11 protein-coding genes are annotated in these 13,013 nt (G+C 29.8%); all 11 read left to right on the top strand.

Annotated elements, in window-relative coordinates:
- Position 1 precedes the first annotated feature (1 nt).
- The 11 genes from tssK (at position 2) to CVT17_RS00525 (ending at position 12,970) form a co-directional block, all read left to right on the top strand.
- Entirely contained in the window at positions 2-1,396 is a 1,395-nt protein-coding gene (gene tssK / locus CVT17_RS00475; RefSeq protein ID WP_107769942.1) for a type VI secretion system baseplate subunit TssK, read from the top strand.
- 8 nt (positions 1,397-1,404) lie between these two features.
- Positions 1,405-2,169, top strand: a complete 765-nt coding sequence (icmH, locus tag CVT17_RS00480; RefSeq protein ID WP_107858785.1) for a type IVB secretion system protein IcmH/DotU — start codon at positions 1,405-1,407, stop codon at positions 2,167-2,169.
- Positions 2,170-3,444 (top strand): type VI secretion system domain-containing protein, encoded by a 1,275-nt coding sequence (locus CVT17_RS00485; protein ID WP_107858784.1) that lies wholly within the window; start codon positions 2,170-2,172, stop codon positions 3,442-3,444.
- A 78-nt stretch (positions 3,445-3,522) separates the two neighbouring features.
- On the top strand, positions 3,523-4,008 hold the full coding sequence (gene tssB / locus CVT17_RS00490; RefSeq protein WP_107769940.1) for a type VI secretion system contractile sheath small subunit: 486 nt from the start codon (positions 3,523-3,525) through the stop codon (positions 4,006-4,008).
- A gap of 2 nt (positions 4,009-4,010) precedes the next feature.
- Positions 4,011-5,459 (top strand): type VI secretion system contractile sheath large subunit, encoded by a 1,449-nt coding sequence (tssC, locus tag CVT17_RS00495; protein WP_054195919.1) that lies wholly within the window; start codon positions 4,011-4,013, stop codon positions 5,457-5,459.
- 7 nt (positions 5,460-5,466) lie between these two features.
- Positions 5,467-5,856: a hypothetical protein gene (locus CVT17_RS00500; protein WP_054195920.1), complete on the top strand. Its 390-nt coding sequence runs from the start codon at positions 5,467-5,469 to the stop codon at positions 5,854-5,856.
- A complete protein-coding gene (gene tssF / locus CVT17_RS00505; protein ID WP_107858783.1) occupies positions 5,856-7,574 on the top strand; it encodes a type VI secretion system baseplate subunit TssF in 1,719 nt (572 codons plus the stop codon). Before CVT17_RS00500 ends, tssF begins: the two co-directional genes overlap by 1 nt.
- Positions 7,571-7,903: a type VI secretion system baseplate subunit TssG gene (locus CVT17_RS00510; protein ID WP_196373569.1), complete on the top strand. Its 333-nt coding sequence runs from the start codon at positions 7,571-7,573 to the stop codon at positions 7,901-7,903. The genes tssF and CVT17_RS00510 overlap by 4 nt, the downstream gene beginning before the upstream one ends.
- A gap of 180 nt (positions 7,904-8,083) precedes the next feature.
- Positions 8,084-8,473 (top strand): type VI secretion system baseplate subunit TssG, encoded by a 390-nt coding sequence (locus tag CVT17_RS00515; protein ID WP_196373570.1) that lies wholly within the window; start codon positions 8,084-8,086, stop codon positions 8,471-8,473.
- A 78-nt stretch (positions 8,474-8,551) separates the two neighbouring features.
- Positions 8,552-12,040, top strand: coding sequence for a type VI secretion system membrane subunit TssM (gene tssM / locus CVT17_RS00520; protein WP_107769937.1), 3,489 nt, complete (start codon positions 8,552-8,554; stop codon positions 12,038-12,040).
- 9 nt (positions 12,041-12,049) lie between these two features.
- Entirely contained in the window at positions 12,050-12,970 is a 921-nt protein-coding gene (locus tag CVT17_RS00525; RefSeq protein WP_107769936.1) for a hypothetical protein, read from the top strand.
- Positions 12,971-13,013 lie beyond the last annotated feature (43 nt).

Below are 13,013 nucleotides of genomic sequence, written 5' to 3' on the forward strand. Positions count from 1 at the left end.
AATGTCTGAAAAGCTAAAAGTCGTTTGGTATAACGGAATGAACGTTGATAAGGTTCATTTCGAGCAACAAGAAAGATATTTTGAGAGAAATTTAAACCTAAAAACCATCTCTTCTTTTTCAAATTTATATGGTGTTTTAGATTTAGAAATTTCAAGCGATCTTTTGCTTCAAGGTAAAATAGGGCTAACTAAAATTTCTTGTATCTCTCAAGATGGCACGATTTTTAACGCGCCAGATCAAGATGAATTACCAGAGCCACTTGAGATAAGCCCAAGTGAACTAAACTCAGCCATTATAGTGTTAAAACTACCTATTAGCTCAGGTTTGGTTGATATTAGCTTGCAAAATAATTTACCAAATCTAAAATTTACAGCCAAGCAAGCACTTATTAGCTCAAGAGTGCATGATGAAGCTAGCAATGATATATTAAACGAGCTAGATGATAAAGATGATTTTGAACTATCTTCTGCCTTTACACAAGATAAAGAAAATCTAATCCTAGCAAGCCAAAGATCATCTCTTGGAGTATTTGGCTCAAAGATGCCTTACGAGCTTAGCATACCAATTTGTAAAATAAAAAATATAGACCTAAATAAACAAATAACGCTTGACGAAAAATTTATTCCAACTTGTATTGACATTAGTAAAAACACCTTCATAACAAATTTTATAGAGGAACTTAGCTTTGCTACAAAGCAACATCAAGAGAGTTATTTTGGGTTGCTAGGAGGTGTTGATCAAGCTAAAAATAGACTTGATTTTTCAACGTATTTAACACTAAATATGCTAAAAAAATGGCATTTGATATTCTCTTATTTGTTAAAGAAAGATAAATTTCACCCAGAGTATTTGTATGAAAAATTAGTTGATTTTCAAGCTGATCTGTTGGCACTTAGTCAAGATAATAGTTTTGGCGAATTTATAGCCTACGATCACAACAACCTAACTCAAACTTTTGTGCCTTTGATAAATAATCTAAGACTTTTATTCTCACACATCTTATCTCCAAAATATATAATGGCACAAATTGTTAAAAATAATCACGGCTTTTATGACTGTATTTTTGATAATCCAAGCATTATTGAAAACTCAGAAATTTATTTTGCTATTCACAGCGATACGAAAAATGAGTATCTTCTTAAAAATTTTAAAGAGCAATGCAAAATCCATACTCAATCAAATATAAAAGGCATAGTTTCTTCACAGCTAAGGGGTATAAACGTAGAGCAAATTTCTGTTGTTCCTAGTACTTTACCGAAGTTAAACGATTATATTTACTATAAGATAGACAAAAAAGACGAAATTTTTAAAAGCTTTGCAAATCAAAATGTGATTAGCGTTTATATAACGGCAAATTTACCGAATGCTGACATTAAAATGTGGGCTTTATTATAAGGATAAAAATGAACGAAAATCAAAATGAAACCTCAGTTTTAAGTCAAACAAATCTTTTGGGTCTTGGTACAAATCTTGCACTAGATCATGTGTTGCCATTGCTTCTTTTGGTAAATAGGGTTTCAAAATTACAAAATTTTTCACAAAGTGAAATGGCAAATTTACGTGAAAAATTGATAAACGATATCTTAAGCACTACTTCAAAGATATCAAATCTAGGCATTTACGAGGAAGACGATATTATTAGGCTTAGATATTGTCTTTGTGTTTTTATAGATGAGAGCTTGCTAAAAAATGAAATTTTTATGAACAGCTTTTGGGCCAATAATACCCTGACAACAAGATTTTTTAATGAAAATCTAGGTGGAAATAAATTCTTTGGCATTATGGATAAGTGGTTTGAAAATGTTGGTAAAAATAAAGATTTCTTAGAATTTATATATGCTTGTTTGGTGCTTGGCTATAAAGGAAAATATGAAACACAAGAAGATTGCAATGAAAAAATTTCTTATCTTTGTGAAAATATAGCTGCAGCCGTTTCTCCGCTCATAAAGGCCGATGAAAATGTATTTGAAAAGAGTTACTTAAAACAGACAAAGAAAAGTTTTCTTGAGGTATTTTCGTTAAAGCGTTTAAAATTTTATTTCATTTTGCTAGCTATTGCCATGATTGCAGCTGCATTTTTATATAGTACATATTCTATGGATCAAAACAATATCAGAAACGATAGCATCCTAAATAATAAGATAGAGAATTTTATGGATAATAAGTAAGTGCAAGATAATTTTTGTAATAAATTTAATGAAGATTTTTTAGAGAATGAGCTTTATATTAGTTTAACTGATGAAATGTCAAAGTATAAAACTTTGATGCATGATAGCATAAAGTGGGATCACGTATTTAGCTCATCTTTAAAAGCCTTAAGTGAGTTTAGTCTTGATGCCAAGCTTTTAAATTTTTTAGCGATTTCTGCTATAAATTTAAACGATAAAGAGGCTTTTAAGACGCTTATAAAAGCTTTTGCCTTTTTTCTATCTATTTTAAAAAAAGAGCCAAATTTACTTGCAAAAAATGAAAAACAACTACCTGCTAAAAAAAAGATAATAGCTCAAACAATAGAGCTTTTTACGCAAGCTAATGATAAAGCTTTGGATCAAGCTGACGCAAAAGCGTTTAATGACCTTGTGCCTGAGCTTTCGCAAGAGTTTGGCACACATTTTGATACGCTTTATATAGAAGAAAAAAAAGAAGAAATTTTAAAAGCTAAAGAGCCAAAAGTAATTACTAAAACTGAGCCAACTTACCATCAAAGCGTTTCATTTAGCGGCAATGACATTAGCACATTTAATGATAGAGAATTTAGAGAATATTTTATAAATTTATCACTAATACTTTTAAGGAGTGATATTAAAAATTTTACCGCTTATACTTTAATTTTTGAAGCAATGTGGGGCAGAATAAAGGCACTTCCATCAAGTAGCGATCAAATAACTCAGATACGTTATCCTGATGAAAATCTAATTATGCTTTTTAAAAAAAGTAAGGAACTAAATCTTGATAATTTAGAAAAATTTATAAGAAATTTAGCGCTTAATCCATTTTGGATAGAAGGCATTAAGATATTTTGCGAGTTTTTAAATAGTGCTGGACTTGCAAGGCAAAGTGATCTTGTTTGTGATATGGTTTTAAATTTTATTGATAAATTTCCAGATATAAAAAAGCTCAAATTTCAAAGCGGAGAAGCTTTCTTTAGTGAAGATATAAGTAAATTTTTTATTAAAAGTAACTCTTTGGAATTTACTCCTAGTAGTGATAGTAAAAAAGATATGAGTTTTGAAGATCTAATAAAAGAACTAGACAAAAGCAAGCATGCTTCAAGTGCTCAAAGTGAGCTTAATTTTATGCTTGAATTATCAAAAATTTTTACTGCTCAAGGCATGAATAATAATGCAAAAGCTACCTATGCACAAATAGTTAATTTCATAGAAAATACCGAGCTTAAAGATTATTTATCAGACGTATATATAAAGGCAAAAACATTTGTGTGATAAAATATGTTTTTTTAAATCACCTTTAATTTTATTTAAATATAATTCTTAAATCATTTACGAAAAAAGGATGTTACTATGGCAGATAATCTAATCCCACCAAAAGAACGCATAAATATAGTTTATAAAACTAAGACAAATGACCAAGAGGCCGATGTAGAGCTTCCATTAAAACTTATGGTAGTTGCAAATTTAACTGGCGAAAACCAAACTCCACTTGAAGATCGCGAAGTGATTTCTATCAATAAAATAAATTTTGATCAGGTTATGAAAAGCTTAGATATTCATACAAATTTCTCTGTAAAAAATAAGCTAAATTCTAACAATGAAGATTTAAATATTGACCTTGATTTTGAAAGCATCCATGATTTTAATCCAGATAATATTATAAATCAAATTCCTGAGCTAAAAAAACTTTTACAGCTTAGAAAAGCTTTAGTTGCATTAAAAGGTCCTATGGGCAATATACCTGATTTTAGAAAAGCGGTTTTAGAAGCTATAAAAGATGAAGATAGTAGAAAACAACTTCTTTTAGAGATTAAAGACGAACAAGATAAGGAATAAAAATGTCTGAAACTAAAGTTAAAACTCCTATCATTGAAAGCATAATGCAAAGGAGTAAATATTCAAAAGATGACGAGAGTTATAGCGTTGTAAAGCAAGGAGTTGCTGAGTTTATTTCAAATATAATAACAACAAATAATGCTGAAGATAAAATAAATAAGCTTGCACTTGATGAGATGATAGCCCACATTGATACCCTTTTATCTGCTCAAATGGATGAAATTTTACACAATAAATCTTTTCAAGAGCTAGAATCAACTTGGCGTGGAATTAGGTTTTTGGTTGAGAGAACAAATTTTAATGAAAATGTAAAAATTGATCTTTTAGACGCCACAAAAGAAGAAATTTTAGATGATTTTGAAAATAATCTAGATATAACTCAAAGTACACTTTATAAACAAATTTATTCAGCTGAATATGGACAGTTTGGTGGAGAGCCAGTTGGTGCGATAGTGGCTGATTATGAGCTAGATAAATCAAATCAAGATATGACTTTTTTAAATAAAATGTCATCAATTGCTGCAATGAGCCATTCACCGCTTCTTACATCTCTTTCTGCTAAATTTTTCGGACTTGATAATTTTGGTGAGCTTGAAAATATAAAAGATCTAAAAAGCATGCTAGAAGGCCCACAATATACAAGATGGAGAACTTTTAGGGAAAATGAAGATGCAAAATATACAGGTTGTATGGTAAATAGATTTCTTACAAGATCTCCTTATGTGCCAGAAGATAACCCTATAAAGAGCTTTAATTATAGAGAAACTGTAAATAATCACGATGATATGCTTTGGGGCAATGGAGCTTATGCGTTTGCTACAAGGCTTACAGATAGTTTTGCTGATTATAGATGGTGTGGTAATATCATTGGGCCAAAAGGTGGCGGTGCTGTAAAGGATCTTCCAACTTATACTTATGAAAATTATGGAAGCGTCCAAACAAAAATTCCAACCGAAGTTTTGATCACAGATAGAAGAGAATTTGAACTTTCAGAAAATGGATTTATCGCTCTTACTTTAAGAAGAGATAGTAATAACGCTGCATTTTTCTCAGCAAACTCTGCATTAAAGCCTAAAATTTTCCCAAATACTCCAGAAGGTAAAGCTGCTGAGACAAATTTCAGACTAGGAACTCAACTACCTTATGTATTCTTAATCTCTCGTTTGGCTCATTATCTAAAAGTGCTTCAAAGAGAAGAGATAGGTACATGGAAAGAGCGTAGCGATGTTGAACGCGGCTTAAATGAATGGCTAAGACAATACATCTCAGATCAGGAAAACCCACCAGCAGATGTTAGAAGCAGAAGACCATTTAGAAGTGCAAAAGTAATCGTCAGTGATATAGCTGGTGAGCCTGGATGGTATAAAATAGAGCTTTTGGCTAGACCTCACTTTAAATTTATGGGAGCAAATTTCGAGCTTTCTTTGGTCGGAAAACTAGACAAAGAGTAAGCTTACTATGTCGCTGATAGATAAAATTTTATATGAATTTAGTGACGAATCAAAACTACGTCCATATTTTAAAGATCTAGACAGCGACATAAAAGATCACATTGATACTATCTTAAACTCTAGACTTGGTAACTACGGTCGATTAAATGATAGCATTATTGATCTTTGGTCGATGGGTGTTGAAATAAATGAGCTTGGTCATAAACTTGGCATGGCGATATATGAACTAATCAGCTCAAATGAGAATAGAATAGAAGTAACATCTATCGGATACGATGACTCACTAAAGCCTTGGCGTATCATCTTTAATATAAACTACAAGCATAAAAACGATAATTTCAAAGAGTATTTGCTAAAAGTTATTTTTAAAAACAATAGATATTGTGAGATTTTATAATGGATTATAATGAAAATAATCTAGCTTATTTTCAAAAAGAGATGGCATATCTTGATGAAACAAGAGCCCTTTTTATTAAAAATTTTTCAAAAGTAGCACCCTTTTTAGATACTAAAAGCAAAGATCCTGATGTTGAGAGCATAATAGAAAATATGGCTATTTTAACATCTAGGATCAGGCAAGAACTAGATGAAAATATCCCGCTAATCGCTGAGTCTTTAGTAAATATTTTAATGCCAAGCTATACAAATCCTTTTCCATCAGTTTGTATGCAAGAATTTACCTTAAGAGATGACTTCTCGGGGGTGAGAGAATTTATACCAAAAGGAAGTATAGTTGAGTCAAAGAAGATCAATGGCATAACGTGCAAATTCCAAACGATCTTTGACATAAATTTGCTTCCATTAAAGATAACAAAAGCTTTTATGTCAAACAATAAGAGTGATTATCTTCTAAATTTAAATATAAGCGTTACAAAGGACGAGCTTAGCACTAAAGAACTTGATATAGACTTTTTAAATTTATATCTTGGAGATAATGTTTACTTCTCTTCTACGCTCTTAATGTGGCTAAAAAATTACTTGAAATTTATTACAATAAGTTTTGAAGATAGCGATCAAGAGATAAAGTTAAGCCCTGATAAACTTAGTTTAGATGAGTTTGACGAGCGTTTGATAAAGAGTGATGAGTTTGGATTTGAAGCATTTGAGCTTTTAAAAGAGCTATCATTTTTTCCTTCAAAGTTAAATTTTGTACGATTAAACGGTCTTAGTTTTCTTAAAAATTTTTCTACAAAAAGCTTTAATGTTAAATTCATATTTTCAAAAGATATGCCAAGTGGATATGTGCCAAGGCTAGAATATTTTTCTCTTTTTGTTACGCCTGCAATAAATTTATTTGCAATGAGTGCCGAGCCTATTTTGAATAACAATAGACGAAGCGAATATAGAATTTTTCTAGATCGCTCAAATATCGATGCTTACGAAATCGTTTCAATCAATAAGGTGGTCGCTCATAGTAGTAATAATGAAAAAAGGATATTAAAAAACTATAAAAGTTTTGAGAGATTTGAATTTTTAAATGATGAGCGAGCAAAAGATTATTATTTTGTCAGCAATAAAACAGATATAAAACTAAACTCTTATAAAGAAATTTCCTTTTTTAAAAGCGACACTAAAGATCAAACCATTAGCATAGATACACTTTGTTGCAATGGTGATTTGCCTTGTAAATTAAGACTTGGCGAGATAGATAGAGTTTTGTCCCATCAAGGCGTAACAACTAAAAATTTAACCATTCCAACTAGTGTAAAGCGAGTAAAAATAGATGGAAATCTTCTTTGGAAACTGGTTAGTATCTTATCTTTTAGCTATCAAAGTATACTAGAGAAGGGCTCTTTTTTAGCACTTCTTAATACCTTTAGCACACCAGATGATGAGTTTTTTAAAAAATTTGCAAACTCGCTTTATGATATAAAAACTAAGCAAATTTATAGAGTTGACCAAGGCTTTGCAAAAAGAGGGTTACTATGCATATTCTATATAGATGAAAGCGAATTTGAGAGTATTGGAAATGTATATACTTTAGGTATAAATTTGGCTAAATTTTTATCAAAATTTGCCTCAATCAATTCATTTTGCGAGCTTAAAATAAAGTGTATAAAGAGTAAAATTTTGCTTAATTATGACTTTTTAGGTGGTACAAAAAAATTAATATGAACAAAGAACTAAATCAAGCTTCTTTTTTTAAGTTAGTAAAAAACTGCCTAAAGCACCACGATAGAAGAGATATTTTTTTAAAAAATAGCCCAAGTTTTGCTTATCCGATTAATGAGCTTGAGAGCTTAAATAAAGAGGATGCAGTAAAAATCGTCGTAAATTTTATGGGTCTTTTGGGAAGTGGTTCGCATCTTACAAGCTATATTTTAGAAAAGATTTCAAAGAGTAGCGATAATAATTTCGAGAAATTTTTTGACTTTTTTGACAATTACTTGCTTTGGCTTTTCTTTGATAGCATTAGTCTAAAAAAATTATGCAAGATCCTTTGAAAAAAAGAGCTTGATGATAAAAATTTCAAAGATTTTATTGGATATATTAAACATAAGCAATAAAAAAATTAGCAAAAAAATTCTTACCATTTTCTCCGCTTATTATTAGCCAAAGAAGACCTAAAAAGAGATCGAATTTGCCTTGCAGCGGCATTTTTAATTTAAAAAAATAAACTATTTTTGCTAGAAAATCTACCAAATCAAATTTTTATATCTCCTTCAAATTTAAATTCACTTGGTATTAAAAATAGGACTTTGGGCAGAAATTTTATACTTGGCAAAAAGCTTTTTGAGAAACAAACTAAGATAGCAGTTTATATAAATGGTATAGATTATGAAGAAGCTATTGATTTTTTCCCAAAAAGAAGAAAATTTAAAGAGCTTCAAGATACTCTTATCTTTTTTACAAACAATGAATTTGTCGCCGATTTATACATAAAAATAAACTATTCTCCAAAGATGCAATTAAAGCTTGGGATGGATGAAGGTTATAGTAAAATAGGCCTTGGTGCAAGGCTTAAAAGTAATAAAAATATGTCAAATTTTATAAAATTTAGGCTTTGCTCTTAAATTTTTAGATATAAAATCTAAAATATTTGTTATTATTACATTAAAGAAATATATTTATTTGTAAAAGGATGTGCATCAATGGCATTTATCGATTACCTAAGAAGATTTTTTGTCTTTTTTAGATTTAAACACAGTACCATTTTGGTAGCTTCTATTGCATTAAGCATCTTATTTTGGCTTTACGCTCCACTTATAGCTTTTAACGATGTATATAGCTTTGCTAGTATAAGTTCAAGAGTCACTATATTAATTGCATTTTGGGCAGTTATTTTATTTTTTGTTTTAATCAAGCCATTAATGCACTATTTAGCATCTCAAAAAGATGAAAAAAATAATAAGCTAAAAGAGATAAAAAAAGAGTCTATGGATAGCTTTGGTAAGGCAAAAAGAAATTTTATGCTTTCTTTGAAAGATGCCAAAACAACATGGAAAAAAGATATAAATTTTAAAAAATTACCTTTAATAATGATAATGGGTAACGAAGGTGCTGGAAAGAGTGCGTTTATAAACTATTCAAATATCGAATTTCCACTATCTGATAGTTTAGATACTTATAAAAAAATACACAAAAGTACAACAAACTTTAATCTTTATATTTCAAAATTTGGCGCACTTTTAGATACTGAGGGTATACATTTTGCACAAGAGAGCTTGTACCAGCCAACAGCTACTGAAGAGCTTCCTGAAGATGATGTGGATAAAAATAGGGATTACTTGCTTAAAAAAAGTATCTGGAGTGAATTTTTACACTTTTTAAAACGAAATGATTTTAACGCTAGATTAAGTGGTGCGGTTTTAATAATAGATACTAAAAAATTCCTTGAAGGCACGCAAGAATATTTTGATGAATTAATTAGATATATGATAAAAAGGGTTAATGACTGTGAGAAACATCTAAATATTAAATTCCCTATTTATATTGTTTTTAGCAAACTTGACTTAATAGATGGCATGGGAGATTATTTTAGGCTTTTCAATGAAGATGTGGCAAATAAGGCTCTAGGAATAAACTTAGATTCAAATTTCTCAAAGCAATCACTAGAAACAGAGTTAAAAAGCTTAAGCGAGTCACTATTTAAACATCTCATGAGTAAGAACTCGATTTCACACCTATTGGAAGATAAGAAGCGTTCATATCTCTTTTTAAAACAACTTGATAATTTTTTTGCTTTAGTGAAAGATTTTGTAATAAAGCTAAGCTCTCAAAATACACTTAAAAATAGCTCAACCATAAATGGAATTTATTTCGTAAGTGCTTATCAAGAAAATATACCTATAAACTACCTTACAAATACTATTTGCGATAGATATAACATCAAAAAACCACTTTTAAGAGCAGTAAACAACTATAGCAAACAAAGCTATTTTGTAAAATCATTTTTAAAAGAGATAGCTTTTAAAGCTAACTTAAATAAATTTGGTGCTCAAAATAGATTTACAAAATTTGTAAATTTTGTTTTAGTAGCCATACTTTGTGCTGGAGTATATTTGGGTTCTAGTTTTATTTTAGATACTAAAAATATAAAAGAGCAAAATGCTATAAATAATGCAAATAAAATTTCTTCATACCTTGATGGTAAAAAATACAAGGATCTCTCTCCGACACAAAAGATTGAGCTTCTAAATTTACTAAAACAAAGTCTAAATGACTATCCAAGAATCTTTAGCGGCGATACTAAATTTGAGTATATAACACTAGATACTTCGTATAAAGGCTTCACTCCAGTTAAAGCGCTTTACTATGATTTGAATGCTGATTTTTTCAAAAATACAGTTTTAACTGAAATGGAAAATATACTAAAAAATGAAATTGATCCAGATAAGCTAATAAAAGCATTTTATATGTATGATTCGCTCTTTGACAAAGACTATACAAATGTGGATTTATTTAAAATTTGGATTAGCACAAACTGGGATAAATTTGAAAAATATGGCGTTGCAAAAGATGAATTCTTAGCTCATATTGAGGCTATTTTAAAGGCGGAAAATTTAAACATAACTGCAGATACAGTTGCTCAAAGTATAGCAAATACGAGGCTATCACCTGTTCAAAGAGCACAAAGGCTCTACTATATACTTGAGTTCATATCATTTAAAGATGATAAGTCTTTTTACGATATTAAAAAAGATGTTGAAAATTTATACACAGTAGTCCAAGAAAAAGAAGCATTTAAGCCATTTAATAAAATTTATACAAAAGAAAATTTAAGAGATTTCTTATCAAAGCTTAGCTCAAACATAGATCAAACAGCTGGAATAGAATCTTGGCTAATGGAGACAAATTCTTCTTTAAAAGATATTAGCTCAAATGATAAGAAAGAGTTGAGCATTGCTGTAATAGAGCTTTATTTGCAAAATTATGCTGATAAATGGAGTCAAATTTTAAGAGAAATAGAGCCAAATGAATTTAGCACAAAAAAAGAGGTCATAGAAGAGCTCGACATCTTGTCAAAGAGAGAAAATCCTTTAAATTCTTTAATAAAATTAACTAATCAAAATACAAATTTAAATGATGAGAATTTACTAAAATATATCTATTCTCTAGGATTTGCTTCAAGTGAGATAAAACGTGTTTTCAGTGATTTTAGTGCTAAATTTACTAACTATCATGCGTTAAATTCTAATGACTTGCTAGATATTATAAGCAATGACGTAACAAGTGTTTATAAAAAAGTTAGTGACTATAACTTCGAAATGCTTCAAAGTAACGATGATAAAATAGTTTATGCAATAAATGGCATAAAAAACGAAAACGATCCATTTGTTGTCTTAAATAATGATGCTAAGAAGCTTCCAGATGATTTAAATGAATATTATCAAAAGTTATCGACACTTGCGTGGAAACAAGTAGAAAATGGCGCTTCAGCGCTTTTATCAACAGCATATAGAGATGATGTTTTTGATGATTTTGAAAGTCTTATCAAGCCATTTTATCCATTTAACGAACAATCTCCAAAGGCTGTCAGTATAGAAGAATTTAAAAGATTCTTTGGCAAAAACGGAACTTGGAATAGCTTTTATGATAGATATCTAAAACAAATCTTAAGTAAAACCGCTGATGGTTATAAAATAAGACCAAAATACGCAAAAGAGCTAAGATTTAGTAGGGATTTTCTTAAAAATATTGCCTATATAGACAGAATTTCAAATTTAATGCTTGATTCAAATGATGAGCTAAAATTAAATTATAATTTAAAAGCCGTCGACTTATCGGCAAATTTTAGCCATATAAATATTAGTTATTCTAATAACTCTTTGACTTATGATCATACAATTGCCTCAAATTTGATAGTTTCAAGCAAAAATTTTGACATATCAACACAGTTTAAATTCAATGCAGTTTCAAGCACTGGAAGCGAGAGAAAAGAGTTAAGCTTTGATGGAGAGTGGGGCTGGTATAAGATATTAAAAGCTTCAAATTTTAGTAGCGTTGGCGTTAGTACACTTAATTTTGATGGTAGAAGAGATTCATATTTTGGCTTTGAAGTAACACCAAATGGAGGAGAGCTTTTAGAGCTTATGGATATCATACCAACGATAAATTTACCAAAGAAGATGCTTTATTAAGGAAAAAATATGCAACAAATAGCAGCAGTTATACAAAATTACGATAAAGCGTCAAGCTTTTCAGCTCAATTTATCATTTTTGATGAAAATGGTGGTGATATAGGCTCGTTAGATACTACAAAATTTTCTTGTAATGATATGAGCGATTCAATCGCACCAAAACACGCTCATGTTGGATTTGAAGAGGGGGTTTTCACAATTTGTGGCTATAAAGATTGTGAAATTTTTTATAGTGATTCATATTCAAAGCTTCCAGATGACTATGAGAGCGTTATAAATTTGGGCGATGTCTTTAGGATAGGGGAGTTAAAATTTATATTTATAGACCCTTCTAGGATTGATGAATATATAGGAAAAGCCCATAAGATAATAGAAAATACGAAAAATTTTGACAAGCTTGATGATAAACGTTTTGAGCCAGTTGGTAAAATTTCAAATGTTGATTTTAAAGAAGAACCAAAGATAAACTCATTAATAAATGATAAAAAAGATATCACTTTAAATGAAAATGAGCACGATGCAGTTTTAGATTTAAATGAGATAGCTCAAAATTTTAACGAAGAAGAAAATGCAAATAGTCAAAATATGCTTACTGCAAAAAGCATGGATGAGCTTTTGACAAAGATAGTTGAGAGTATAAAATTGCAACCAAATATGAGCCCTATAAGTGAGCAGACTAGGACTTTAAATACAAAAGATATGGAAACAATCATGAAAACTCTTCCTCTTAGTGACTCGACAGAACTAATAAATACTGTTTTGGTTAAGCTTATATGCAAAGAGCTATATAGCCAAATGTATGATATAGTCGAGAATAACTCATTTTTTAAATATCTTTCAGGAGCCGTACTAAAAAGCACTAAGGAAGATAAGGAAGCGTTTAATTATCTATTGCATAAAGCTCTTCAAAGCTATATGTTAAAAAAGTAATGTTTTTAATAAAACAGAAAGTAAATAAAAGATAGAATAATTC

The organism is Campylobacter concisus (genome assembly GCF_003048775.2).
GTDB classification, from domain to species: domain Bacteria; phylum Campylobacterota; class Campylobacteria; order Campylobacterales; family Campylobacteraceae; genus Campylobacter_A; species Campylobacter_A concisus_I.